The 25695-nt window shown below is 69.5% G+C and carries 25 protein-coding genes; 15 read left to right on the top strand and 10 right to left on the bottom strand.

From position 1 onward, the window contains the following. Positions 1 to 2: 2 nt before the first annotated feature. Entirely contained in the window at positions 3 to 260 is a 258-nt protein-coding gene (locus IEY93_RS18660) for a hypothetical protein (RefSeq protein WP_229691249.1), read from the bottom strand. A 28-nt stretch (positions 261 to 288) separates the two neighbouring features. Next, positions 289 to 717: an NUDIX hydrolase gene (locus IEY93_RS18655; RefSeq protein ID WP_189164371.1), complete on the bottom strand. Its 429-nt coding sequence runs from the start codon at positions 715 to 717 to the stop codon at positions 289 to 291. Between the two features lie 73 nt (positions 718 to 790). On the opposite strand from IEY93_RS18655, the gene IEY93_RS18650 reads away from it, so the two are divergent. From IEY93_RS18650 to IEY93_RS39365, 3 genes are all read left to right on the top strand, one after another. Further along, on the top strand, positions 791 to 1576 hold the full coding sequence (locus IEY93_RS18650; RefSeq protein ID WP_203968698.1) for a GntR family transcriptional regulator: 786 nt from the start codon (positions 791 to 793) through the stop codon (positions 1574 to 1576). Between the two features lie 598 nt (positions 1577 to 2174). Beyond that, positions 2175 to 2684 carry a hypothetical protein gene (locus IEY93_RS18645; RefSeq protein WP_189164369.1) on the top strand — a complete coding sequence of 170 codons (510 nt, stop codon included), beginning with the start codon at positions 2175 to 2177 and terminating at the stop codon, positions 2682 to 2684. A gap of 358 nt (positions 2685 to 3042) precedes the next feature. Then, positions 3043 to 3177: a hypothetical protein gene (locus IEY93_RS39365; protein WP_268241567.1), complete on the top strand. Its 135-nt coding sequence runs from the start codon at positions 3043 to 3045 to the stop codon at positions 3175 to 3177. Between the two features lie 237 nt (positions 3178 to 3414). Here the strand turns inward: IEY93_RS39365 and IEY93_RS18640 are convergent, their stop codons facing one another. The 3 genes from IEY93_RS18640 to IEY93_RS18630 are packed head-to-tail and all read right to left on the bottom strand — an operon-like array spanning position 3415 to position 6731. Next, a complete protein-coding gene (locus IEY93_RS18640) occupies positions 3415 to 6291 on the bottom strand; it encodes a type 2 lanthipeptide synthetase LanM family protein (protein ID WP_189164368.1) in 2877 nt (958 codons plus the stop codon). 19 nt (positions 6292 to 6310) lie between these two features. After that, positions 6311 to 6496, bottom strand: coding sequence for a DUF6229 family protein (locus IEY93_RS18635; protein WP_189164367.1), 186 nt, complete (start codon positions 6494 to 6496; stop codon positions 6311 to 6313). 43 nt (positions 6497 to 6539) lie between these two features. Then, on the bottom strand, positions 6540 to 6731 hold the full coding sequence (locus IEY93_RS18630; RefSeq protein ID WP_189164366.1) for a DUF6229 family protein: 192 nt from the start codon (positions 6729 to 6731) through the stop codon (positions 6540 to 6542). A 906-nt stretch (positions 6732 to 7637) separates the two neighbouring features. On the opposite strand from IEY93_RS18630, the gene IEY93_RS18625 reads away from it, so the two are divergent. Both IEY93_RS18625 and ybiA read left to right on the top strand, forming a co-directional pair. Next, positions 7638 to 9338, top strand: coding sequence for a glycoside hydrolase family 6 protein (locus IEY93_RS18625; RefSeq protein WP_189164365.1), 1701 nt, complete (start codon positions 7638 to 7640; stop codon positions 9336 to 9338). 203 nt (positions 9339 to 9541) lie between these two features. Next, on the top strand, positions 9542 to 10045 hold the full coding sequence (ybiA, locus tag IEY93_RS18620) for a riboflavin biosynthesis intermediates N-glycosidase (RefSeq protein ID WP_229691268.1): 504 nt from the start codon (positions 9542 to 9544) through the stop codon (positions 10043 to 10045). 143 nt (positions 10046 to 10188) lie between these two features. Here the strand turns inward: ybiA and IEY93_RS18615 are convergent, their stop codons facing one another. Both IEY93_RS18615 and IEY93_RS18610 read right to left on the bottom strand, forming a co-directional pair. Next, positions 10189 to 10698, bottom strand: a complete 510-nt coding sequence (locus IEY93_RS18615; RefSeq protein WP_189164363.1) for a hypothetical protein — start codon at positions 10696 to 10698, stop codon at positions 10189 to 10191. A 375-nt stretch (positions 10699 to 11073) separates the two neighbouring features. Continuing rightward, complete coding sequence (locus tag IEY93_RS18610; RefSeq protein ID WP_189164362.1) at positions 11074 to 11469, bottom strand: OsmC family protein; 396 nt, start codon at positions 11467 to 11469, stop codon at positions 11074 to 11076. A 451-nt stretch (positions 11470 to 11920) separates the two neighbouring features. On the opposite strand from IEY93_RS18610, the gene IEY93_RS18605 reads away from it, so the two are divergent. Both IEY93_RS18605 and IEY93_RS18600 read left to right on the top strand, forming a co-directional pair. Next, positions 11921 to 12736, top strand: coding sequence for a hypothetical protein (locus IEY93_RS18605; RefSeq protein ID WP_189164361.1), 816 nt, complete (start codon positions 11921 to 11923; stop codon positions 12734 to 12736). Next, positions 12733 to 13110 carry a GntR family transcriptional regulator gene (locus tag IEY93_RS18600; protein ID WP_189164360.1) on the top strand — a complete coding sequence of 126 codons (378 nt, stop codon included), beginning with the start codon at positions 12733 to 12735 and terminating at the stop codon, positions 13108 to 13110. The genes IEY93_RS18605 and IEY93_RS18600 overlap by 4 nt, the downstream gene beginning before the upstream one ends. 124 nt (positions 13111 to 13234) lie before the next feature. On the opposite strand, the gene IEY93_RS18595 is transcribed toward IEY93_RS18600, so the two are convergent. After that, positions 13235 to 14815, bottom strand: coding sequence for a PQQ-dependent sugar dehydrogenase (locus IEY93_RS18595; protein ID WP_189164359.1), 1581 nt, complete (start codon positions 14813 to 14815; stop codon positions 13235 to 13237). A gap of 577 nt (positions 14816 to 15392) precedes the next feature. Between IEY93_RS18595 and IEY93_RS18590 the strand changes: the two genes are divergently transcribed. From IEY93_RS18590 to IEY93_RS18565, 6 genes are all read left to right on the top strand, one after another. Beyond that, the gene (locus tag IEY93_RS18590) at positions 15393 to 16643 is read left to right on the top strand and encodes a glycoside hydrolase family 11 protein (RefSeq protein ID WP_203968697.1); all 1251 of its coding nucleotides are present in this window, start codon (positions 15393 to 15395) and stop codon (positions 16641 to 16643) included. Between the two features lie 174 nt (positions 16644 to 16817). After that, positions 16818 to 17756, top strand: a complete 939-nt coding sequence (locus IEY93_RS18585; RefSeq protein ID WP_189164358.1) for a cyclase family protein — start codon at positions 16818 to 16820, stop codon at positions 17754 to 17756. A 108-nt stretch (positions 17757 to 17864) separates the two neighbouring features. Beyond that, the gene (locus IEY93_RS18580; RefSeq protein WP_203968696.1) at positions 17865 to 18974 is read left to right on the top strand and encodes a winged helix DNA-binding domain-containing protein; all 1110 of its coding nucleotides are present in this window, start codon (positions 17865 to 17867) and stop codon (positions 18972 to 18974) included. Between the two features lie 481 nt (positions 18975 to 19455). Then, a complete protein-coding gene (locus IEY93_RS18575) occupies positions 19456 to 20301 on the top strand; it encodes a peptidoglycan-binding domain-containing protein (RefSeq protein WP_189164357.1) in 846 nt (281 codons plus the stop codon). A gap of 66 nt (positions 20302 to 20367) precedes the next feature. Beyond that, on the top strand, positions 20368 to 21261 hold the full coding sequence (locus tag IEY93_RS18570; RefSeq protein ID WP_189164356.1) for a peptidase inhibitor family I36 protein: 894 nt from the start codon (positions 20368 to 20370) through the stop codon (positions 21259 to 21261). A gap of 34 nt (positions 21262 to 21295) precedes the next feature. After that, complete coding sequence (locus tag IEY93_RS18565) at positions 21296 to 22243, top strand: SpoIID/LytB domain-containing protein (RefSeq protein WP_189164355.1); 948 nt, start codon at positions 21296 to 21298, stop codon at positions 22241 to 22243. Between the two features lie 62 nt (positions 22244 to 22305). Here the strand turns inward: IEY93_RS18565 and IEY93_RS18560 are convergent, their stop codons facing one another. Further along, positions 22306 to 23337 (bottom strand): NBR1-Ig-like domain-containing protein, encoded by a 1032-nt coding sequence (locus IEY93_RS18560; RefSeq protein WP_189164354.1) that lies wholly within the window; start codon positions 23335 to 23337, stop codon positions 22306 to 22308. A gap of 187 nt (positions 23338 to 23524) precedes the next feature. Here IEY93_RS18560 and IEY93_RS18555 point away from each other — a divergent pair, with 187 nt between their 5' ends. Then, a complete protein-coding gene (locus IEY93_RS18555) occupies positions 23525 to 24259 on the top strand; it encodes a Type 1 glutamine amidotransferase-like domain-containing protein (protein WP_189164353.1) in 735 nt (244 codons plus the stop codon). Positions 24260 to 24311: 52 nt separating this feature from the next. After that, positions 24312 to 25112 (top strand): GNAT family N-acetyltransferase, encoded by an 801-nt coding sequence (locus IEY93_RS18550; RefSeq protein ID WP_189164352.1) that lies wholly within the window; start codon positions 24312 to 24314, stop codon positions 25110 to 25112. A gap of 63 nt (positions 25113 to 25175) precedes the next feature. On the opposite strand, the gene IEY93_RS18545 is transcribed toward IEY93_RS18550, so the two are convergent. Beyond that, positions 25176 to 25538 carry a nuclear transport factor 2 family protein gene (locus IEY93_RS18545; protein WP_189164351.1) on the bottom strand — a complete coding sequence of 121 codons (363 nt, stop codon included), beginning with the start codon at positions 25536 to 25538 and terminating at the stop codon, positions 25176 to 25178. Positions 25539 to 25695 lie beyond the last annotated feature (157 nt).

The following is a 25695-nucleotide window of genomic DNA, read 5'->3' as shown; positions in this document are numbered from 1 at the left end:
CGTCATCGGGGCCTTGATTTGCCAGCCTGGTTGTGGATCTGCTCGGAGGTGATGGACTCGGCTTCCAGCAGCGCCGCGACCGCCTCGTCCACCTGGCGGCGCTGGGCGTGCGCGCGGGCCAGGTTGACGTGCAACCGGGCGCGGCGCTCGCTGGACAGCGACGATATGTCCGCTGCGGCCCCGACGCGCAGCGCGTGGCCTGCGTCGCCCAGCTCGACGGGCACCGCCACCTCGTACAGGGCTCCGTTGTCGGGGCCCAACTCCGTGCTCTTCAAACCGCACGGTGCCCTAGAGCAGGTGGGTGCCATCGTGGTGGCGGATGGTCGGCGCACCGTCGTCTCGCATGGCGTCCAGGACGCGGACGGCGAACGCTTCGGATGCGAGGGCTTGGACCTCGGCTGCGGTGACCCAGCGGAAGGATCGGGTCTCGTCGGTTTCAGTGAGGTGGCCGCCGATGACTTTGCAGCGGAAGACCAAGGCGACGATGCCGCGGGTCATGTTCTTGTAGACGCCGGTGAGGGTGAGGGGTTCGACGTCGAGGCCGGTTTCCTCGCGGACTTCGCGGAGTAGGCCCGTGGTGATGTCCTCGTGGCGTTCGAGGACGCCGCCGGGTGCTTCCCAGTGGCCGTTGTCGCGGCGTTGGGTGAGGAGGGCCCGGCCTTGGTCGTCGATGATCACGCCTGCCACGCTGACGGAGTGCGTGTTCTGGTGATCCATCGGGATTACCTCCGGCGTGCGGGTCGCTATCCTCGACCGTAGTACATGTATGTACGAGTTGAGGAGTTGGGTCGTGGCCGAGCTGTCGTTGCCGGATCTGGACCCGACCAGCGATCGCGCGGTGTTTCGACAGATCGCCGATCACATCCGTGACGCGATCGAGCAAGGCAGTCTGGCCGAGGGTGAGAAAGTGCCCTCGGAAGCTCGGCTGATGCAACATTACGGCGTCGCGAGAATGACCATCCGCAACGCTCTTCAGGTCCTCCAGGGTGAAGGGCTGACAGTCGCGGAGCATGGGCGCGGGGTCTTCGTCCGGTCGCATCCTCCGGTGCGGCGGTTGGCTTTGGATCGGTTCGCCCGTCGTCATCGCGAGCAGGGCAAGGCCGCCTTCATCGCGGAGACCGAAGGAGCCGGCGGCAGGCCGACCGTGGACTTGATAAAGATCACGGAGGAGGCACCTCCGGCGAGCGTGGCCGAGTTGCTTGGGCTCACAGCGACGGACTCGGTGATTCGTCGCTCTCGGCGGTATCTGATCAACGGTCAGCCGGTGGAGACAGCCGTGTCTTACGTCCCGGCTGAGATCGCTCGGGGTACGCGGATCGCTGAACCGGACAGCGGACCCGGCGGGATCTATGCCCGGCTGGAGGAGTTGGGGCACCGCCTCGATCACTTCGTGGAGGAGATCCGGTCGCGGATGCCGTTGCGCGAGGAGACGCGGGCGCTCAAGCTCGCGCCCGGCGTTCCGGTGTTTCACCTGGTCAGGACGGCATACACGACGGTTGGCAGAGCGGTGGAGGTGTGCGACACCGTGATGTCGAGTGACGCGTACGTGTTGTCGTACGAACTACCTGCGCGATAGCGCTTGACGAACTCCTCTAGAGGAGTCATAAATAGCTAGGCGATACTCCTCTAGGCGAGTAGACGCCTAGGTGGCTGGAGAGTCAACGCATCTGATCGGGCGGAGTCCTGTCTTATGGCAACTGACGTTTGCCAGTCGTGCGTAGGACGCGGCTGGACGTACCTCACCTCTCGGCGTGGCCTGACGGCCGGACCTGGTGGCACCGTCACCTTCCCTCGGCAGACCGGTGAGTCCTGCTCCACGGACGGGCTCACCAGGGCCTCGGCTTCCGGAAGGTGGACGTCGTGAAGGCGTGGCGACTCCTCGGGCGACGCAACGGCGGCCGGTCGACTCGGCGGACGCGAGGACGGCACAGTGAGGGGTACCGGTCACCAGCCGTGTCCCGGCGAGTGTTCGATCCGGCGGCCAGAGCACAAGCGGCACAACTCGACCAGCTCGAACCTGGGTGGTTGATCTGGTACGCCGTTTATGACCGGCTGTACTACGCGATCTCCCACACCGGTATAACCACCCCCGCCTGCGTTGCGGGTCCTACTCCGGACGCGTTGTGCGCGCTGATGCGCGAGGCGGAGAGCATGACAAGGATCGGGTGGGTGGCATGACCGCGGCGACGGCCGCCGAAGGCTTCCCTCCGGCTGCGGGGTGGATCGTCTGGCAATCCGACACGGGCAGGTGGTGGGCCACACGATCACACCCGTTCGAGCCGGAGGCCGAACTGGCCGGTGCCTGTCGGACGGTCGATGCCGACGACCACATCAGGGTGATGCTCTCCGTCTGGGACCAGGAGATCATCGCCCACGACCAGCGGCTCACCGACATGGCACGGCGACTGGCCACCGCGCTGGAGCAGATTCACCCGGCCTGGCGGATCCAGCCGACATTCCACCCCGAGAATGTACAAGGCCGCGCCGGAGGCTGGACCGGTGGATGGACCGCCACCCGTCACGCGCCGCTCACCCACACCCAGCGCGCCGCCGGCCTGCTTCCCGAGATCACCCGCAGCGACACCCCCGGCCTGCGCATGGCCCTGGCCGTACAAGACGAGATCGCCCACCGGCACGGCCACGGACCCGCACCCCCGAATCCCGCATGGATCAGCAGCCCATGAGCTGGTGCGACGGCGGCGACCTTCCCACCCGTCGTCGCACCATGGCGGCGGCACGAGTCGACGCGCTTTCCCGGGTCTCCTCGTGCCGCCGCCTCGAACAAAGGGCAGAGTGCGCTGGCCTTTCGCCCGTGATCGGCTGCAGTGATAGCGCTTCCTTGCGGCGGCGCTCGTCGCGCAGGGCGATCACCGGTGGTGGTCACTCGAACGGCACCAACCCGGAGATGCCCCGCACCGACGCCCTACGCCCGGATGCCGATGGGCTGGGGGAGCAGACCCCGCTCGGATGTGTCCGATGGACGCACGGCGAGTCCGAGCCTGGAGGAACGGCCCCGCCACCTCCCCCAGAAGGGAGTCACCCATGTCCACGAACGATGTCGTGGCGCTGGCCCTGGCCGGCACGTTCACCGTTGTTTGCCTGGTGCTGGCCTGGGTCGAGCACCGGCGCCCTTCGACCTCCACCAGCCCCATCGAGAAGAACGGAGACACCCTATGACAACCTCGCTGCTCCAACAGGTCGCCTGCGCTGACACCCTCAACCCTGACCTACTGGAGCGCATCCGCCATGAGGCGCTGACCATCCCCGATGGATGGGTGACCGAGTACGGCGAATACGGTGCTGGTGGCGAGCACGCCACCGTGAGCGCCGTAGAAGACTCGCCCGTCCGGACCGGCGCCGAAGGTCTTGAGGTGCTCGCGCAGGATGGCGACGAGTGGAGAGGGGGCGGGGCGGTCAGGTCTTTGGGTCGGGGAGGAGGACGGAGGGGAGGGGGGTGTGGGGGTGCAGGCGTAGGAGTTGGTAGAGCATGCCGCCCACTCCCGGCATCAGACCGGGGCTGAAGGCGTCACGTGAGAGGCCGCTCACCGGGCCGTGCTCGTCCATGCTGCCGATCATGTACGCGGCGAGGTACTCCGGAGTCAGCTCTTCGGGCCCGACACCCACATCGATCGCTTGGCGCACGACTTCCCAGTTGCCGAGGTCTCCGTGGCAGAGCGTGTGGTTCCAGCCGATGCCCCTCGACCAGGACGACGCGGCGGCCCGGCGCAGCACGTCCGCCCAGCGTGGGTCACCTTCGCGGGCCAGCCGGTCGGCCGCGACGAGGCCGATGCCGGTGGCTCCGTGGCACCATGCGCTGGAGGTCACGCGACGGTCGCCCATTTCGCGCAGGTCACGCCAGCCCTTCTCCGCCGGGTCGTACAGTGACTCCTCGTACAGAAAGGCGCTGTCCGCCAGGGCGCGGAAGTCCGCAGTGCCGGCCGTGGCGCTGTCGGCGAGGCGGGCCAGCGCCCAGGCGATCCCGGTGGCGCCGTGTGAGACCCCGCCTAACCCTTGTGGGAACGCTGTGCTGGGCCAGCGTGCTCCCCGGTCGTCGATGTGGGCCAGTGAGAGCAGGCGTTCTCCGATGCGGTCGGCCTGCGTGGACCACTGCTGGTCACCGGTCTGTTCCGACAGGCGGAGCAACGGCACGATGGCGCCTGCCATGCCGGTGAGCAGGTCGTACACCCCGTCGGCGGCCACCGCCTCGGGCAGTTGCCCCGCCAGGGCGCCGGCCCGGGCGACCGCCTCCTCCGAGCCGACGGTGCCCAGCCTGTGCAGCAGCAGCCAGCTCCAGATCTGCGAGCCGATGCCGACATAGCCGCCCGGGGTAGCGGGGCGGCGCCGTGGCCCGGTGCGGCGTGCCTCGGCGTCGCGCTCCTCGGCCAGCCTGATCGTATGGAGGAGATCGGCGAGCAGCCCGTCCAGCCCCGGCACCTCGTCGGCCCTGCCCTGCCCGGTCTCACTCACGTAGGCGGCCAGGGTGATGGCGACCCCGTACGCCCCGCCGTACACGTCGGGAGACAGCGACTGTACGAACCAGCCGTCGGAGGTGAGCACCGGCGCGGTCCAGGTGACGGTGCCGTCGTCGCCCCGGACGGCCGTGTCGAGCATGGTGCGGGCGATCCCGGCCGCGATCCGGCGCCGGCGCCGCTCGAGGTCCTGGTGCCGGATGAGAGGCGCGGTCATCCGTTTGTTGGCGGGCATCCACCCTTCGTTGAGGTAGGCGCTGACCAGAGCGGACCGGATCACCTCGCGGTCCAGGGCCGCGTCGCGGTCGCGCCAGCGCCGCAGCGCGTCCGCGATGAGGTCCTGCTCGTCTCCGTACGAGGTTTCGCCAGGGCCGTCCAGCCGGCCGCGAGCAGGGGTCGTGGCGAAGAAGGGGATGTCGCCGACCAGCAACTCGGCCACCTCGGCGTCGATCACCTTGGGGTCCGATGGCGCGCCGGGCAGGTTCTCGGCATGCTGGGCCAGCAACTCCGCCGCCTTGCGCATCGCGGCCGGCTCGTCGTGCAGGGAGGCCGGGTGCCACAACATGCGGGCCAGCTCGGCGTACGCCTCGGTGGCGCGAGGCACGACCCGGATCGGATGGTCGGCGAAGTTCGTGAGCAGCCCGGCGAGCTCATCCCGCCGATCCAGCGTGTCGAGGTGCTCGACCAGCTCGGTGAATCCGGACAGCACCAGGTCCCAGTAGTGGACGAGGATCGGATCGGGGCTCGGGTGGTTGCTCAGCGCTGCCAGTTCGACCCGTTCCATCCCCAATCTCGCCGTGTCCGTGCCCCCGTCGACGACGACCGGCACCTGCGTGTACGGCTGCTGGCCGGGCAGGCCTCCGGCGGCGGACATGTCGACGCCGCGCCAGGCGAGCGAGACGCCGCGTCCGGGAAGGAGTCCGGTGCGCAGCACCGATCCGCTGAGCAGGTCGGTCGCCTGGTCGACGGCGTCGCCGTATCCGGACGGTTTGGCCGGGACGTGCGGGGTGAACAGCGTCTCGCAGTCGACGACGACGGGCGCGGGGCCGGCCGCGATGAGGTTCTCCATGTGCAGGTCGCTGCCGCCGATCAGCCGCATCAGCGCCAGCCAGTGCCCGACACCGCGGTAGAAGGACCGCAGCTCCGTCTCGTCGGCGCAGTAGCGGTGCTGGATGTGCTCCGCCCAGCCGTACCCCTGGCGAATCAGCACGTCGGGTACGCGGATGCGGCTGCCGGCGGGCAGCTGGGGCGCCAGGCGTTCGATCAGCCGCGCCAGCGCCTGGTCCACGGCGAGGGACCGGGGCTTGTAGACCACCTTGCCCTGCGAGCCGTGCAGGACGGCGACGCTGTGCCCTCCGCGGTGGCTGTCTCCCGCCCCGAAGTCGACGCAGGCCAGCTCGCCTTGGAGACCGCCGGGCAGTGCGGTGAGCGCCGCGCGGTCGGCGGCGAACCTGCGGGCCAGTTCCACGGCCGCGGCGCACCTGTTGTCGATGATCGTGCCGAGCCTGGACGGCATCGTGGGGTAGTGCCCGGTCAGGGACAGCCAGAACTCGGGCGTCGAGGCCGTCGCCTTCCACTCCTGCCATCGCAGTTGCGGTGTCTCGGCGGTCAGCCTTCCGCTGATCCTGGCGGCGTTGAGTTCCAGCAGCAGGACCCTGTTGACCTTGAGGCGGAGGGTCTCCTCCAGCGCTTCGGCGGTGCTCTGGCAGATCAGCCGGGCCTCCGCCTCCGTGAGGCCGGGGATCGATCCCAGCGTGGCCGACAGCCCGGCCAGCGCCGGTGCGGTCAAGAAGTCCAGCGACGGGTCGAAGTCCCCGGCCATTCGGATCATCCTTCCTTGATCAGCAGCAGAAGCGGCTGCAGGTGCACGAGCTCGCCATCCGGGTGTCCAGGGCGGTCAGCGTGATCTCCGACTCGGCGTAGTCACCGATGAACAGCGGACCGGCCGGGTTGTCCCAGCCCTCGACGTCGGCGCCGCTGCGCCACGCGGCGACGATCTCCTCAGAGCGATCCAGGGTGAGAGGCATTGCTACTCCTTTCATGACCGGGTGATTGACCGGGTGGGGGCGATCAGCAGCAGGCGATGGTGCGGGCGCCTGTGCACGAGCTCGGCCGCTGTGTGTCCATGGCCGTCAGCGTGATCTCCGACTCGGCGTACTCGTCGATGAACAGCGGGCCGGCCGGGTTGTCCCAGCCCTCGACGTCGGCGCCGCTGCGCCAGGCGGCGACGATCTCCTCAGAGCGTTCCAGGGTGACAGGCATTCTTACTCCCTCCATGACCGGGCATCCCGATCAGCGTTAGTCAGCCGATGGAAAAAATCAATACATAGCGGGGGAAACGTAGACTTGTCAGCATTCAGCAGAAATGGCGAAAGCTGCCGTTGCACTGTGACGGAGCTCGCCCAGACGCCGACGGGATGTCCGGAACGCGCGAGCGAGGCCGGCCACCCTCCACACCACCGGCCCACACCCATCAAAGGGATGATGGCGCACGTCAGAGGCTTGGTCCCGCACATGACCACCACCTCGGCGATGGCGCTCATGTGCGGGACGACCCAGCGCACCGCTTTCATAGGGAAGGGGAGGGCGGGAGAAGGTTTCCGCTGTTCGGGAGCGCGGCAGACGTCGGTGAACAGCCTCGACCACGGGCCGTCCGGCGACATTTCCCACCAATGTGCCGGAGATTATCCATGTATTGCGGGCGACAATTATCGCGATTTGTGAATACAGCCCTCCGGCGGCGCACCCGCCGCCCCCGGCCCGAGCACCCCTCCCTCCACGCGCACCACTGCCGGCGCCATGCGGCCGTTCACTCATGTTCGCTGGACGACGCGCATCGGGTCCGCCGCGTGGTCGGCGCGGTTCACCGGTTCCGCCACGCCGGCCCGCAGGACCACCTCGCCGGCCGGTCGGAGGACTGAAGCTTTCAGGAGGGCAGGCGGGTGACGGGTCCGGTAACGGGGTCCTTTGCCGAGCTAGGAGGGCTGATCGCGGCCGGGGGACCGGTCGTGGGGGCTTCGTGACCGGGTGCGCCATGTACAGGTGTGCGGGATAGGCGAATCGTGGTGGTCGTCCCCCTTCTCTTCCTCGGGGGTTTTCCGTGGCCCGATCTTGAGGAGGCACAGCGTGGTGGTGCGGTGGAGGACGCGGTACCGAGGGATCGTGGCGATGGTCGCGGGAATGGTGGCGTGCGCGGTGGTGGCGGTGGCCGTGCCCGCGCTGGCGGCGATGCCGCCGGCCACGTGCCGGGTTACGTACGTGAAGACCTGGGACAGCAGCGGACGGTTCGGGGCGAACATCACCATCGACAACATGGCCCCGCGGATCACTTCGTGGCGGCTGACGTTCACCTGGCCGGGGACCCAGCGGGTGGACAACGGCTGGTACGCCACGTGGAGCCAGTCGGGCAGGAACGTGACGGCGGTGAACCTGCCGTACAACGGGACGCTGGACCAGGGGCAGCGGATCACGATCGGCTTCAACGGGTCGTACACCGGCACGAACGCGCCGCCCGCGCTGTTCCTGCTCAACGGCGTCGGCTGCCTCGGCCCCAACCCGCCCGTGACCCCGACGCCCACGCCCAGTCCCACCCCCACACCGGATCCCGCGCGGGTCGACAACCCCTACGCCGGGGCGGACGGGTACGTCGACCCCACGTGGTCGGCCGCGGCGGCGGGTGAGCCCGGCGGGGCGGCGGTGGCGCGAACCTCGACCGGTGTGTGGCTGGACCGGGTGTCCCGCATCGCGGGCACCTCCTCGGTACCGGGGCTGCGGGCGCACCTCGACGAGGCGGTGCGGCAGGACGCCGCGAACGGCGCGACGCCGCTCACCATCCAGATCGTGCTGAACGACCTGCCCGACCGCAACTGCCTGCGGTACGTCAGCACCGGCGACTTCGCCATCGCGGCGGACGGCCTCGACCAGTACCGCACCCGGTACGTCGACCCGATCGCCTCGATCCTCGCCGACCCGGCCTACCGGCGGTTGCGCATCGTCGCGGTGGTCGAGCCGGACTTTCTGCCGGGCCTGGTGATGCCGACCGGCACCATGTACACCATCCACTGCGAACCGGTCCGCGCCAGTGGCGTCTACCCGCTGGCCGTGCGGTACGCCCTGAACCGCCTGTACGGCATCCCCAACGTGTACACCTACCTCGACGCATCGAACCACGGGCGGATCGGCTGGGCGGACAACTTCGGCCCGGCCGCCGAACTGCTGGCGAGCATCGGCAACGCCACCGGCGATGGCCTGCCGCTCGTGCACGGCTTCACGGTGAACACCGCCGAGTGGGCCGCGCTCACCGAGCCGTTCTTCACCGCCTCCACGGTGATCTCCGGGACGCCGGTGAAGTGGACCCGCTGGGTGGACTGGAACGACTACGTGGACGAGCTGTCGTTCGCCCAGGCGTTCCGGAACCGGCTGATCGCCGCCGGGTTCCCGCCCACCATCGGCATGGTGATCGACACCTCGCGCAACGGCTGGGGCGGTCCGGCCCGGCCGAGGGCGCCGAGCACCTCCACCGACGTGAACACGTTCGTCGATCAGTCCCGGATGGACCGCCGCGTCACCGTCGCCAACTGGTGCAACCAGACCGGCACCGGGCTCGGCGAGCGGCCGCGGGCCGATCCCGCGCCCGGCATCGACGCCTACGCCTGGATCAAGCCGCCCGGTGTCTCCGACGGGGCCGCCGCGGCGGACGTCGTGCCCAACCCGGAGAACATCCCGTACGACCAGCGGTGCAACCCACTGTTCCAGGAGCCGCGCGGCGCGTACGTGCCGGGCCAGGCACTGCCGAACGCCCCGGTGGAAGGGCAGTGGTTCCCCGCGCTGTTCCGGCAGCTCCTGGCCAACGCCTACCCGCCGCTGTAGCCGTCAGGCCGGCCGCCCTCTGCGACGGCCGGTCGCCGCATGGGTTCCGTCCACTGCTCGTGTCAGTGCAGCGGTCACCGAAAAGGGGTTGGCACCGAACCGTGGTGGTTTGGGAGGGTGCGTGCATGGCGGAGGCGGTCGATGTTCGTGATGTGGCCGGGCTGGTCGAGGTGGCGAAGCGACGTGAGCGGATCAAGTACGTGATGTTCTGGGGGCATCGGCCGCCGCGTTCTGGCGGGGTCGGGGCCGGGTGTCTGTCGCAGTGGTGGCCGGCGGAGTTCGTTGTGGACGGCATCGCCTATCCCACTGCGGAGCACTTCATGATGGCGGGGAAGGCGCGGTTGTTCGGTGATGAAGAGACCGCGGCGGCGATCGTGGCGGCCGGTCATCCCAAGCAGGCCAAGGATCTCGGGCGGCGCGTACGCGGCTTCGATGAGGAAAGGTGGGTGGCGACCCGCTTCGGCCTGGTGGTGCGCGGCAATCTCGCGAAGTTCGGGCAGCATGCCGATCTGCGGGAGTTCCTGCTGGGCACTGGTGAGCGGGTGCTGGTGGAGGCGAGCCCGGTGGACCGTGTCTGGGGGATCGGACTTGCGGCCGACGACGAGCGAGCTGAGAACCCGGAGCAGTGGCAGGGGCTGAACCTGCTGGGGTTCGCTCTGATGGAGGTAAGGCGATTGCTTCGGCGGTCGTCACCGTCCATGGCCTGATTTCACGGGACGGCCCGGTCATCACCGCGCGGGCGTCGACGAAAGCCCAGGTCACCCTGCGATGACCTGGGCTGCTTCGCGGTTCGCTCCGTGCTGTCGCCCGCGCTGTCCGGGTTCGTCGCCGGCGAGTGTCCGTGGGGCGGTCAGCCCCGCCAGATCTTGACCGTGAGCACGTTGTCGTTCATCAGGTCGCCGACGTAGGCGGTCGGTAGCGAGTGGAACACGTAGTTGCCGGCCGGGTCGCCGAGCATGGCCTGCGTGCAGTTGTTGTAGCCGCGCATGGAGCTGACCCGGCCCGCCACGGTGACGTAGTTGCGCAAGGAGTAGCCCTCGGAGTCGCAGGGACCGGAGGCGCCGTAGAAGTTGTAGATCGCGGTGTCGTAGTTCGCGTGCTCGTACTCCTGGAGGAGCAAGGTGTCGGCCCGCATCGCGGCGCCACCGGCGGCCTTGGACTTCTGGTGGGCGTCCTGCACCGACACCGTGGAGCACTGCTCCGAGAGCACCTTGGAGAACCCGTCGGCGTCCCGCTCCTTGCCGACGATCACGGCGCAGTACTGGTCAGCGGCGGCGTGTGCCGGCGCGGACGCGACCCCCGTGCCGGCCGCGGCCAGCATCGCCATGCTCGTCAGTGCGGTCCGGATGTTTCGTCGCATGCTCTCTCCCCGTTCGGGCTGGGTGATCCACCCAGACGTCGTCCTTGACATCGCCAGTACGGCCGGCATGACTCCGATTGTGGTACGTGGATGGTCCGTGGCCCGGGTTTTCGCACGATCCGGACGCTCGCGGTCGGTGGACGCGAACGCGCGCACCAGAGCGCCATCACTGGCGGCAGGCACTGGCGCTCTATCGGGCGCTCGACGTTCCCGAGGCGGACGAGGTCACCGCTCACCTGAACGGAGACCGCGGCCCTGCCCCTGCGCAGCGATCAAGTGCGGGGCTCATGTCCTCGACTTCGGCCACCGCCACGCCGCGTGTTCATGCGGCGTGGCGGTGCGGGAGTCCTCGCTGGTCGTGTTCCCGTATGGTCGTCAGCCGATCCGCTGCACGGTGGCACCCTGCCGGATGGCGCGGGGGATCTCGGCGACGGAGTCCACGATGTCGATCAGGTGGGCGATGCTCTCGGCCGGAGCACTGGAGCTGACGTCGACGGTGTAGGTGATCCCGGTCGACCGCCAGCTCTCGATGTCAAAGCCGCCGGCTGCGGAAACGCGCACTCCGAGGAGTTCGATGCTCAGTGCGGCCGCCTCCCGGTAAAGGTCGTTGAGAACGCATCCTGCCGCCGCGAGGTGAAGGAGATGTCCTCCGGTGAAATCCGCCTGGACGCTCACGCCCTCGGGCGTCCACCGATGAGGGAAATGCACCGTGGGCTCGTCCGTCGCCTTCAGTGATCCTGCGCTCACGATCACGTTGAAACGATCATCCATGATTCGGGCTCCCGGCACCTCAGGCGTACGGACGTGACGACAAGAGATCGTCCTACACGTCTCAGCCGTTAACGGCAATACAGCACTCCCCTACGCTCCGGAGGATGGGTCGGCCGGCTGGACTCGGCCCGGCGAGCCGCTGGGCGATCGTCCGGGCGAGGGCCAGGTGCCGTCGGCGGTGTTGACCTCGTTCGGCCTTAACCGCGGCGAACGCCACCCGCGGGGTTCACGATCTCGGCCGCGTCCGGCCACGCACCAGGTACGCCTGCTACCGCGACGGCGTCGGTCTCGTGGCACCCTGCGTGGGATCTTTCTTCGCGGTCGTAGGCCGCCGGTCCCGCGAGGGCTGGGAAGGCGTGGACGGCCGTCCTTCGTCCGGCACCCGTTGGTTGACTATGTCGCAACCTATGACGCATGCTGTTGAGACAAGCTTTGCGACAAAGGAGGCGCTATGACCCGTGACCCGTTATCGGACGTGGATCCGCCGGCGCGTGCGGTCGATCTGCGACTGGCGGGGGAGTGGCTGGCCCAGCACGGCCTGGCCGAAGCCCGCCCGACCCCGCTGCTGGCCAATCGGCTGGCGGTCCGCAGACGCGCCCGCCTCGCCGCCCAGGTCATCGTCGCCGTGCTGATCGTCGCGAGCGCGCTCGTCGCCGTTTCCGCCTTCGGCAGCTCCCAGCCGCATCGCCCGCTGCCGCTGCTCGCCCTGACCGCGCTGGTGGCCGGGCTGCTGCTGGCACAGTCGCTGCTCGACTTGTGGGTGCGACGTGTCGACCAGCGGGCGGGCGCGACGCTGTCCCGCCGGGCCGCCCATCTGGTCCAGCCCGGCTGGCCGACCGTGCTCGGCAGGGCGTACGCCGTCTTCGCCGTGGTCACGTTCGCCGGCGCGATGGCGCTGGCCGGGAGCGCCCTGGCCGTTCCCGACCCCATCGTGCGGCAGCTGGCCGTCGTCCTGCTGATCGGCCTGCTCGGCGTGACGGCCATCATCGTCATGCAGCTGCGCTACCTGCTGCGGCGCCCGGTCGTGGCGGAGGACGAGGAGTCGCTGACCGCCGACGTCATCATGCGCGTCGAGGACGCCCGCGACCTCACCATGCCGAGCGTGCAGTGGTCGCTGCCCATGGTGCTGCTGTTCGGCACCGCGCCCGGCTGGTGGAACGCCGCAGCGGTCGCCTACCTGGTCCTGAGCCTGGCCGTGTGCGTCGCGCTCTCGGCCAGGATGCCGTCGAGCGCGACGGTGGCCCGGCGGGTCATGAGCGTTCGATGATCGTCATCGATGCGGGCTCGCCCGTGCCGCCGTTCGAGCAGCTGCGGGCCCAGCTCGCCCGGCAGATCCAGGACCGTACGCTGGCCGTGGGCGCCCGGCTGCCGACCATCCGCCACCTCGCGGCCGACCTCGGCCTGGCGGTCAACACGGTCGGCCGGGCCTACCGGGAGCTGGAGGAGGCGGGGCTGATCGAGACGCGCGGGCGGGCGGGCTCGTTCGTGTCGGCCGCGGGTGAGGAGGGCCGGGAGCGGGCTCGCCGGGCCGCCGCCGACTACGCGGCCGTGATCGCCAGCGTCGGCATCGACGCGGGCGAGGCGATCCGCATCGTACAGGCGGCTCTGGCGTCCGGTACGGCGGCACCGGCCTCGTCCTGAACCCAGACGACCGGTTCTACCGCCGCGCATCGTCGCGCCGATCGGACGTGTACGGCACATCCGATCGGCGCGAGGGACCATTCGCGGACCCGGCGGTCATCTCCGGATCCAGATACGGCGCCGGTCAGCCCTCCACGGCGCAGGTGTCTCTGTTGAGGGAGAACCGGGCCGGCGTGGACGCGTCACCGGTGTGACTGGCCAGGTAGCCCATGGTGACGCTGCGGCCAGGGGCGATGGACCCGTTGTAGTTCGCGTTCACCGCGGTGACGATGTCGCCGCCCTGGGTGAGGTCGGTGTTCCAGTCCGAGATGACGGTCTGGCCGCGGGACAGCGGGAAGACCAGGGTCCAGCCGTCGATCGGTGTGGTGCCGGTGTTGGTGATGGTGAGGTCGACGGTCATGCCGGTGCCCCAGGCCTGCTTGACCACCTTGATCCGGCAGGTCGGCGCGGCCCGCTCGAACGACACCTGGTGCAGCATGCCGGGGAGGTCGTTGACGACGTAGAGCTCGCCCTTCGGGGTGGCGCCGAACGCGGTGACCTGGGTGGGCATTTTGCCGATCTCGGCCTGGAGATAGCCGCCCTGGCCGTCCTCGCGCAGCGCCCACGCGGTGGAGGAGCAGTAGTCGGTGGCGATGTAGGTGCCCCCGACCAGGTCGGCGAACTTCTGGCCGCGGTACACCTGTCCGCCGATGACCGCGCAGCCGCCGGTCCACGGCGAGTAGGTGAAGACCGGCTTGGTGTACTGGACGTCGGTCCGGCACTGGGTCTGGTCGAACACCTCGAGTCCCTCGTAGCAGGACCAGCCGAGGTTCGCGCCGGCCTGCCGTCCGGCCTTGACGTGGTCGATCTCCTCCCACTTGCCCTGGCCGACGTCGCCGATCCACATCGAGCCGTCCGCGCGGTCGATGGAGAAGCGCCAGGGGTTGCGCGCGCCGTACATCCAGATCTCCCCGCGGGCGCCCGCGCGGCCGACGAACGGGTTGTCGGCGGGAATGCAGTAGGCCAGGGAGCCGCACTTCCGGTTCACGTCGACGCGCAGGATCTTGCCCAGCAGGGTGTCCAGGCGCTGCCCGGAGTCGAAGGGGTCTCCGGCGTTGCCGCCGTCACCGATGCTCATGTACAGGTAGCCGTCGGTGCCGAAGGTGAGCTGGCCGCCGTTGTGGTTGCCGAACTCGGCGTGCTCCTGGGAGAGCAGCGGTTCGAGGCGCGCGTTGCCCAGGTTGTATCGGGCCAGGGTCACCGCGCCGTCCGGCAGCGCGGTGTAGGCGAGGTACAGGTTCTGGCTCTGGGCGAAGTCGGCGGGGAGGGCGATGCCGAGCAAGCCCCGCTCGTTGTCGGAGGTGTCCACCGACGCCGTGATGTCGATCAACGGGGTCTGCGCGAGGCCGGTGGTCGGGTGGTAGACCCGCACGGTGCCGCGCTTCTCGACGATGAACAGCCTGTCGGTCCCGTCATCGGGTGCGGCCAGGGCGACGGGGCGTTGCAACCCGAAGGCGACCTGGGTGGTGACCACGTTGATCTCTTCGAGCGGCACCGTGGAGGCCTGCGGCGCCCTCGCGCCACCGGCGGATACGGACGAGGACGCGGCGGCCGGGGCGGATCGTGAGGTCGCCGCGGACGCTGATGGAGTGAGCGCGATCGCGGGGGCGAGCAGTGGCAGGGACAAGGCGAGCAGCGCGCGGGCTGCCCAGCGATTTCCTGGCATGTCGGGCTCCAGAGGCGGGCTTCGTCGGAGGGCGGAGCGCGTCCGACCCGATCGCATTCCGCCGCGAAACGACCGGAGTACGACGGCGACCAAACAGACTCCATGCTCTGACGCGCCCGACCGGACGGTATCGGCATAGCCGTCGTCACATCCAGGTCCGCGACCGCGACTTACCTTCTGAGAAGGGACGACAGGCCCTTGTAGCCGCTATTTCCGCTCCTGACCAGGGGAGATACGTGATCCCTCCGGCGTGACCCGCCATCGGCCGCATGAAACGTACATCGCCGGGGGCCGGGCAGGGGCTGGAGTCCTCTCGCCCGCGCCGGGCGAACGGTGCCTGGCGACCTCGCGGGCGCGGGCCGGGTATGGGCCTCGTACCGCCGGGACGCCGCTACCGCCGACCGAAAGTTTCAGCCGTCGATCTGGGACGTTGATCAGGCCGGGCGGGCCAGGGGCAGGTCCGATGCCGGTTCGGGGAGGGTCGGTCGGCATCCGGCTTCCGCGATCACTCCCGCTCGTTGACAGCGCGCCGCAATCAGTTCGACGCTTTTCGTCGTGGGCCCGATACTTTCGGGCCTTGGCCACTGCCGATCTGAGGCACCGGCCGCGGCACGGTGCCCGGGCCGTCGAGTACGGCGGCCCGCCGACCTTCGCCGCGTCGTGCGGCATCGACGTGGCGGTGGCCGCCACCCTGGCCCTCGGCAGAGTCCCCCGCCAGGCCTTAGGAGGAAGCACGCACATGACCGACGTTCCCACCCGCCCGCCGTACCACGACCTCCGCAGCGGCATGCTGCTCATCGGACGTGCCTGCGTGCTGGCCCTGGTCGCCTTCACGATGATGCTGCCCGGCACCGCCGACGCGGCGGTGACCACCAACCAGACCGGGACGAACAACGGCTACTTCTTCTCGTTCTGGACCGACACCCAGGGCTCCGTCTCCATGGAGCTCGGTTCCGGCGGCAACTACAGCACCTCGTGGCGCAACACCAACAACTTCGTCGCCGGCAAGGGCTGGAAGCCCGGCGCGCGCAGAACGGTGACGTACTCGGGCAGCTTCAACCCCTCCGGCAACGCGTACCTGACCCTCTACGGCTGGACGCGTAGCCCGCTCGTCGAGTACTACATCGTGGACAGCTGGGGCAGCTGGCGGCCCACCGGTACGTACAAGGGCACCGTCACCAGCGACGGCGGCACGTACGACATCTACCTGACCACCCGGTACAACGCCCCCTCCATCGAGGGCAACAGCAGCACGTTCAACCAGTACTGGAGCGTCCGGCAGCAGAAGCGCGTCGGCGGCACCATCACGGCGGGCAACCACTTCGACGCCTGGGCCCGGAACGGGATGAGCCTCGGCAACCACGACTACCAGATCCTCGCCACCGAGGGCTACCAGAGCAGCGGAAGCTCGAACGTGACGGTGGACAGCTCCACCAACCCGTCTCCCTCGCCGTCGCCCTCTCCCTCGGCGTCGCCCTCGCCTTCTCCCTCGCCCAGCGGCGGCACCGGCGGCCCGTGCCGCGTCGCCTACGTGAAGAACGAGTGGAACAACGGCTTCACCGCCAACATCACGGTCACCAACACCGGCAGCAGCCCGATCAACGGCTGGACGCTCGCCTGGTCCTTCGCGGCCGGCCAGCAGATCACCAGCTCCTGGAACGCCGAGGTGACCCAGAACGGCTCGTCGGCCTCCGCCCGCAACGTCTCCTACAACGGCTCCCTGGCTCCCGGAGCGAACACCACGTTCGGCTTCCAGGGCACCTACTCCGGCAACAACCCCAACCCCACGGCCTTCACGCTGAACGGCTCCGCCTGCACCAACGGCTGACGCTCCGCGGAAGCCCCAGCGAGATCACGAAACGCCGCCGCCCCGACCGGGCGGCGGCGTTTCGTCACGAGCGAGGTTTCTCCGTCATGGCAAAGGAGAGGGCGGATACCCTGCCTGCGGTACTTCGACCACGTGACCGGAGGAGTCGATGCTGGTATGACGGCAGGGCGGCCGATGCCCACACAGGACGACGTGCTCGGGTACTTCGAGACGCTGTCGAACTGGGGACGGTGGGGCGACGACGACGAGCTCGGCACGCTGAACCACATCACCGACGACGTCCGGCTGGCGGCGGCGCGGGCCGTGCGCCACGGCAGGAGCGTGTCGTGCGCGTGGGAGGTCGCCGTACCGGAGGACATGGAGCGGTCGACGACGACGTGCCCGTGCGCCGCCGACATGCCGGGTGCCGAGAACATGCCGGTGCCCGCGTTCCACAAGGACCGGCGCTGGGGCTTCTCGTCCGAGCGGCTCGGCGTCACGTTCCACGGCAACACCCTCACCCACCTCGACTCGCCGTGCCACATCTTCTGGGACGGCACGATGTACAACGGGCGGTCGCACGCGCTGGTCGACGCCGCGACGGGATCGGCGTGGGCGGCCGTCACGGCGGCGGCGAACGGGATCATCACGCGTGGTGTCCTGCTGGACGTCGCGAGCGCGCGCGATGTGCCGTGGCTGGAACCGGGGCAGGGTGTGTTCCCCGACGATCTCGAGGAGGCCGAGCGCCGCCAGGGTGTGCGGGTGCGATCCGGCGATGCGGTGCTCCTGCGGACCGGCTATGGCCGCGCCCGGCACGAGACCGGTGCGGCCACCGGTTTCACGCAGTCCGGCTGGCACGCGTCCTGCCTGCCGTGGCTGCATGAGCGACAGGTCGCGCTGATCGGCGCCGACACCCCCCAGGACGTTCAGCCGTCCGGGTACGAAGACGTGTTGATGCCGGTGCACGCCGTGAGCCTCGTCGCGATGGGTCTGTGGATGCTCGACAACTGCGACCTGGAGGCGTGCGCCACGACGGCCGCCGAGCTCGGCCAGTGGGACTTCCATCTCGCGGTCGCGCCGGTCCGCTTCGCCGGTACGTCCGGTAGCCCGGTCAACCCGATCGCCACATTCTGACCGCGCTTCACGAGAAGGCGTGCCTGGGGCCGCGCGGCGTCCGGAACACCGCCTCGGGGATTGTCGGTGGCGAGGGCTACGGTGGCGCCATTGGAGGTGCGATCGTCAGTGGAACTCACTCCCCGGCAGGTGCTCGGCCTGCGGATGTCCAGCCTGCTGCTGGGAGCGTCGTCCGGCGGCGCGGGCCGGGCGACGGGCGTGGCCGAGGTGGTGACCTGGCTCGGCGCGATGCAGGCGCAAGATCTGGCCAGCGGTCTGTGGTCGTTCGGCGCGCGACTGGCCGGACACACCGTCGCCGACGTCACCGCCGCGCTGGAGCGGCGTGAAGCGCTGCGCACCTGGCCGATGCGCGGCACCATCCATTTCGTCCCGTCCCGCGATGCCCGATGGATGCTCGACCTGATGGCCGTCCGGGTGCTGAACGCCGCCGCGCGGCGGCGCGAGCAGCTCGGCCTCCCAGAGGAGACCGTCGCCGAGGCCATGGAGGTGCTGGGCGGGGCGCTGGCCGGCGGCGGGCGGCTGAGCCGGTCGCAGTGCCTGGCCGTGCTCGGCGCCAAGGGCATCGACACCGGTGGCCAGCGCGGCTACCACCTGCTGTGTCACGCGAGCCAGCTTGGGCTGCTGTGCATCGCCCCCAACATCGGCAACGAGCAGAGCTTCGTGCTGCTCGACGAGTGGGTCCCCGACCCGCACCGGCCGGAGCGTGACGAGGCGCTGGGCACCATCGCGCTGCGCTACTTCCGCGGCCGCGGGCCGGCCACCCGGCACGACTTCGCGGGCTGGACCGGCCTGACCGCCGCCGACGCCAAACGCGGCATCGCCGTGGCAGGCGAAGCTCTGGCCCGCGTGACCGTCGACGGACTGGAGACGTACCTCGACGCCGCGCTCCTCGACGCTCCTCTCCCGGCCGAGGACGACGAGGTGCTCGTGCTGCCCGGGTTCGACGAATACCTGCTGGGCTACAAGGACCGCTCGTTCATGGTCGCCGACGAGCACAAGGCGGCCATCATCCCCGGCGGCAACGGGGTCTTCCGGTCCACCGTGGTACGCGGCGGCCGGGTCGTGGCCACCTGGACGCGCATCCTCGCGAAGAGCCGGGTGCTGATCTCCGTCCAGCCGCTCGTACCGCTCCACGGCGGCGACCGGGCGGAGGTCGAGCGGGCGTTCGAGCAGTACGCACGGTTCGTGGAACGCACCCCGGAGGTGCGCTGGCCGTGAGCCGTCGCGAGTTCGGTCGCGCCGGCCGCTGACCTACCCGCTCGCAGAGGTCTGCCCCAGTGCCGGAGCCGTGGTCAAGGCCGAGGCCGCTGAAGAGAACCGGGAGATGCGGGAGTGGGAAGCCGACGCGCAGCGCATGTGCGACTCGACCGCATGGCAGGGGCCAGCGTCTGCTGATCATGGCGTTCCCCGGGAAGGGCGACAAGCCGGTCACCTACCGCCGGCCGCCCAAGCGGTGACACTGCCGCACGCCCGACCGTCCGCTTGACGCCACGCTGCGAGCCGGCGGCCACGCGCTTACGCGGCTGTGCGGAAGTACGTCTCACCGGCCATCGAAGCACCTGTCAGACGGCGCGTACGCCTGTACGGAGCGCCTGCCGGACAGGCTGACAACACGATCTCGTTGTGGACAGCGTCAGCGATTCGGAACCGTGGTCTCCGCCGCAGGAACCCCCCTCAGCGCCGGAGACCAGGAGAGACGATGAAGCTGCCTTCCTACGCCGCAGCCCCCGTGGCGGCCGCCCTGCTCACTTCCTTCACCGGAGTGCCGGGGCTGCCGGCGGCACAGGCGGCCGACGCCAGGGCCCTGCCGAGCCTGAACATGGAGGCGACGGTCAAGGCGGCCCAGATCGACCCGCGGCGGCCGGACGACAAGCTGACCCCCGGAGCCAAGGCAAGCGTGCTCCTCGTCGAACGGGCGCTGCGCGACCGGCACCTGCTCGACGCGAAGTGGGTGGACGGGTACTTCGGCACCACGACGGTCACCGCCTTCGCGAAGTACCAGAAGTCGCTCGGCCTCACCGGGCTCGCCGCCAACGGCCTGCCGGGCAAGACGTCGCTCACCAAGCTCGGCGCCGGCCGCTTCCAGGTCACCCATCCCATCGTCCCGGGCGCCAAGGTGGCCGTCGACGGCGGCGTCGTCAACACCCGCACGCGGAGCATGCTGGCCGAGGCGAAGCGGCTGCTCGGCCGCGACCTCGTGCTGTTGCAGGGTTCGTACAACCCCGGCGGCGACCCCACGTCCGCGGGCACCCACGACGGCGGCGGCGTCGTCGACATCTCGGTCAAGGGCATGAACGCCGCCACCCGCACCGCGGCCGTCCGCGCGCTGCGAAGTGTCGGGTTCGCGGCATGGGTGCGCAACCCCGATCAGGCCGACTGGCCGTGGCACATCCACGCCGCCGCGATCAGCGACACCGATCTCGCCGGCCAGGCACAGCACCAGGTCGGTGACTACTACCTCGGCCTGAACGGGCTCTCCGGCCGCGGCCCGGACGACGGCCCGAAGGTGACCATCCGCACCTGGGAGGAGTACCGGCGCCGCTGACGATCGCACGACCCGAAACCCAGGACGCACGGAAACCACGGAAACCACGGAAACAAGGAGAACACGATGAGCACGTTCAACAAGATCCTCGCCGCGACCGCCGCGATGGTGGCCGGTGGGGCGATGCTCGCCACCGCCTCGCCGGCCTCGGCGGCCGTCCGCAACGGCGTGTGCGAGGCGGGCGAGTTCTGTTACTACTTCAACAGCGACAACAAGGGATCGGTCTCGGACTTCGCCGGGTCGGTCGCCGACTACGGCACCAAGCAGCCGTCCTGTTTCGATTTCAAGGGCGCCGGCGCCGGCAAGGGCAAGTGCATCAAGAACTCCGCCGCTTCCGTGTGGAACCGCAGCGCCAAGACCGTCCGGGTCTACTACAACAGCAACTACGGCGGCAGCGTCTACCAGGACTTCAAGCCCGGCGCCAAGGGCAACCTCAAGGCGGGCCTGAAGAACCAGAACGCCTCGCACCAGTTCGGCCCGTCGTCCGCGCCGCGTGCCAACATGTCGTACGCGCTGTACAAGACCGGCGGCGGCGGGATCAGCTGCGGCTTCGACGGCTACACCCACACCTCCGGCCGGCATGAGGGCATCGACATCGCCCGCAGCGTGGGCTCGGACGTCCACGCGCTGGTGAGCGGTCAGCTCATCTACCTCGCGCGGGGGCACAACGGCGGCTCCGGGCTCTCCACGATCTCCATCTACAACGCCTCGCTGAACAAGACGATCATCTACCTGCACTCCGCGCCGCTGTCCTCGCTGCGCGTGGGCCAGCAGATCTCGCGCGGGCAGCGCATCGCGGACGAGGCGTGGCACGGGGTGTCGTCCAGTGGTGCCGCGCACACCCACGTCGAGATGCGTCCCGGACGCCAGACGCTCGCCGCCAAGAGCGTCGGCGACCCGACGCTGAGCAACCCGAACCCGAACGCGTTCTGGGTCTCCCAGGGCTACAACGTCCGCTAGGGCGCCGAGGCCTGCGATGAAGAGGAAGGCGATCATGTCTCCACGAACCGCACGGCTGATCTCGCGGCTCGCCGGGGCCGCCGCGATGGTGGTCGGCGGGATGGTGTTCGTCACCGCCCCGCCGGCCTCGGCGGCGGTGCGCAACGGCGTGTGCGAGGCGGGCGAGTTCTGTTACTACTTCAACAGCGACAACAAGGGGTCGGTCTCGGATTTCGCCGGATCCGCCGGCGACTACGGCACCAAGCAGCCGTCCTGTTTCGATTTCAAGGGGCCCGGCAACGGCAAGGGCAAGTGCGTCAAGAACTCCGCCGCGTCGGTGTGGAACCGCAGCGGCAAGACCGTCCGGGTCTACTACAACAGCAACTACGGCGGCAGCGTCTACCAGGACTTCAAGGCGGGCGCCAAGGGCAACCTCAAGGCGGGCCTGAAGAACCAGAACGCCTCGCACCGGTTCATGGGCTCCGGGTCGCCGGCCGAATGCAAGACCGACGGCACGCAGACCAAGCTGCCCACGACGATCCTCGTCTACCGGAAATCCCTCGATCGCGTGGAACGGGTGCCGTTCAAGACCTACATCAAGAACGTCCTGCCCAACGAGTGGCGGTCGCACTGGCCGAAGGAGTCACTCAAGGCCGGGGCGATCGCCGTGAAGAACTTCGGCTGGTACTGGGCGCTGAACTCGGCGAGCAGGACGCCGAGCGGCCAGTGCTACGACGTCACCGACCACACCTCCAGCCAGATGTACAAGCCGGGCTCGGCGACGGCGGCGACGAACGCCGCGGTGGACGCGACGTGGGGCACCCGGATGACGCGCGGCGGGAAGATCTTCAAGGCGCAGTACTGCTCCACGACCACGGCGTGCGGCCATTGGGTCACCGGCGACTGGATGTCGCAGAACGGCACCCGTGACAAGGCCGAGGCGGGCTGGAGCCACTCCAGGATCGTCAAGTACTACTACAAGGGAATCGTTCTGACCTCCTGAGCCGCGCGGAGACGCTCCGCTCGTGGGTTCCCCGCCGCGTGTCACGCGGCGGGGAACTCGCGTCACTCGACGATGACCTGGAAGTTGAGCGGCCGGCCGCCGGGGAAGGCCACCTGTCCCGAACCGTCCATCATCTTGAACCGCACGTAGCACAGGCCGGAGTTCCTCGGCGTGGTGATGAGGGTCCGGATGTCGACGATCTCCCCGGGGGCCGTGTCCTTGATCGGCACATCGGAGATGGTCTGGCACTGGTCTTGCCGCTGCGGGAGGTCGAGGCGGTGCAGTGAATATCCCTTCCACGGCACTCTTCCGGCGTTCTTGAGCCGCCACACCTTGGCCTTGGTCTGGCCCGGGCCGACGCGCGTGCAGTCGGGCAGCGTGATGTCCCCGATGAACGCGGCCGAGTCACCCTGGTGGGCGGGCGGGGCGTACGGCGGGTTGGTCGGGCGCACCGGGCAGTCGGCCGCCGACAGCGCGGTACTCGACGGGCCGCCGGACGGGGGCAGGCCGCCTCCGTCGGTCCCGCGGCCGGCGTTGACCGCGACGAAGACCGCTGTCGCGGTGCCCACGGCCGCCGTCGCGAGCGCGGCCATGGCGGGGCGGGACAGCCGCCGTCCGCGGCCCCTCGGCGCGGACAGGACCGGGCGGGCCTCGCCGTGCGGTGGCGGCGGCACGGACGCCGATGGCTCACCGGCCGGCCATGGCGCCGGTGACCCGGTGGCGGTGTGCACGGCAGCAGGACCTTCCGCGGCGTCAGAGGCGGAGGCCGCGAGTTCACCGGGCGGACGGGCCGCCGAGGGGTCCGTGCGGGCCGGAGGATCTCCGGCGCTCGCCGATCTGACCGTGAGGTTCGCCTGCTCCCAGCGTTCGCGGTACGCGTCCGGGGTCGCGCCGCACGCCCTGACGAACTCGACGGTGGTCTCCCAGCTCGGGAGCCGGTTGCCCTTCGTGGCTTCGTGCAAGGTGGTGTGCGAGATGGCACCTGACCGGCCGGACATCTCACGGAAAGGCGGGTTGCCGACAGAGTTGCGAAGTTCGCGGAGCGCCGCCGCGAAGTCCTCGATCGCCTCCGCCCGTGCACGTATGTCGTCCACCGGGGTGACGCTAACAGCGCGGACAGTATTCACTCAAGCTGAAACCCGTAGTGGCGGGCGAAGTCAGATGATTCCCCACTACCGGCCCAGATCCAGGTCATCTTCCGGTGTAGCCGTCGCCTCGGCCTGGCATGGCCCGAGCGGCCGGGCTGTTGCGCGGGCGCTCCGATCGTTCGACGATGTGATCATGGGGCGAGAACGGCAGATCCTGGCGTGTTCCGGCGTGTTGTATCCGCCCGGGGGTTTCCCTCCCGAACGCATGGGCGCCCAGCTGTGGCAGGCCATGCGGCTCGCCGGCGTGCGCGGGCCGCGCGTGTGCATCATCGCCACGGCCGTCGGCGACGCGCGGGAGTACATCGATCGCTGGTACGCGCGAGCCGCGTCGTTCGGCGAGGCCGAGGTATCACACCTGGAGTTGTTCGTCAGACCGAACGTGGCGGACGTGCGAGCCCATCTGCTGGCGCAAGACGTGATCTTCGTGACCGGTGGAAGCGTGGTCAACCTGCTGGCGGTGTGGCGCGCTCATCGTCTCGACGAGATCTTGCGGGAGTGCTGGGAGGCCGGAGTCGTGCTGGCCGGCCAGAGCGCGGGAAGCCTGTGCTGGCATTCGGGCGGCGTCACCGACTCCTTCGGCGACGCGCTCGATGCCATCGACGACGGCCTGGGCCTCCTGCCGTTCAGCAACGGCGTGCACGACGACCTCGGCGACCAGCCCAGGCGTGAGCGGTACCGCTACTTCGTCGCGCAGGGCGGACTGCCGGCGGGTCACGCGACCGAGGACGGCGTCGCTCTGCACTACGTGGGCACGCGACTCCATGAAGCGCTCGGCGTGCTCCCTGACCGGAATGCCTGGCTGGTCGAACCGGACGGTCCCGGACGGTACCGCGAGAAAGCCATACCCGCTCGCTATTGGGTGCCATGAGCGTAGGGTCACAACGGCCTCACGCGTGATGACGTCAACCTGGAGAGACGCTGTGACTGATCTTGGAGAGCCGGTCGAGTCGATGGAGCAGCTCGCGCTGGTCTGGCGGGCCATGGTGCTCGACCGGACGTCGAACGCGGATGTACGGGACCTTCCCGGCATCGCGGTTCGTTGGGCGGACTCCAGGTTCGCCTTCTGGAACGCCGTCACATTGACCGAGGCCGGGGTGGACGCGCAGCTTCTCGAACGGCGCCTCGGCCAGGTCGTGGACATCATGCGGTCCAAGACGCGACCGGGCTTCCTGTGGCTCTTCGAGGACCTTCTCGGCAGCGAGGCGCGCGCGACGCTCGCGACGGCGGCGGAGCGCGCGGGCCTCGAGTTCGCCTTTTCCGGCACCGGCATGGCCGGGGATCTGCTCCCGATTCCCGAGCCGGTCCACCCGGACCTGACGTTCGTGCGCGTGACCAGCGACGAGCAGCTGCGCGACTACGCGGACCTCAACTCGCGTGCCTACGGGTTCGACCTGGAGGACGGACGCGACGGGCTCGTCGGTTCGACCTTGTGGAAAGAGCAGGTGTACGCGTACCTGGGCCTGCGGGACGGAGTTCCGGTGACCTGTGCGGGGGCCGTGGCGGCGGACGGCCGGCTCTTCGTCGTGCTGGTCGCCACGGACCCTGAGTGGCAGCGCAGAGGTTACGGCGAGGCGGTCACGCGGAAGGCACTGTACGAGGGCGCCCAGGCTACCGGACTGACTCGGGCCACCCTGCACGCGACCGCCGACGGGGCCAAGGTGTACCCGCGTATCGGCTTCCGCTCGAACTCGCCGATCGGGTTCTACGGGTTGAAGGGCTGATCTCACCGCCGTCGCGGGCCCAGACCAGCCTCGCCGGGCGGTCGCTGGAGCGCTTTTTGGGCGCTAGGCCTCGTAGATGGGGGCGAGATCGGCGAAGATGCGGTAGTCGGTGATCAGGCCGTCGTCGCGGGTGTGCCAGATCGATACGGCCACGGCGCTGACGTCCTTACCGTCGAGCCGGCGGTAGGTCACCTCGGTCTCGGCGATGATGTCGGCGTCCACCTGCCAGTTCCGGATGATCCGGTGCCGCAGGCCGCCGATGGTCGCGTAGAAGTCCCGCAACCCGGCGACGATCGTCGCACGTCCGATCAGCGGTTCGGCGTTGCCGAACACGAAGGTGGCGTCGTCGGCCAGTAGCCGCCCGAACGCGTCGGCGTCGGAGGTGTCGACCATCTGGAAGACGCGTCGCACCACTTCGTCGGTCATGCCGGTCCTCTCCTGCGCAGCCGAGATCACTGGTGGGGACGATACGGGTCGGGGGACGTCGTACAACTATCGCAAGGGTAGGGATTTCCTGCCGGTAAGACGCGTCGAAGTTCCCGGCGGGTCCGTGGATCGCGAGCCGGAGCCGCCGCGACGCCGC

It is taken from the genome of Sphaerisporangium melleum (assembly GCF_014646695.1).
Lineage (GTDB): Bacteria > Actinomycetota > Actinomycetes > Streptosporangiales > Streptosporangiaceae > Sphaerisporangium > Sphaerisporangium melleum.
The sequence above is the reverse complement of the archived record's forward strand: the minus strand, read 5'-3'. Positions and strand labels throughout refer to the sequence as shown.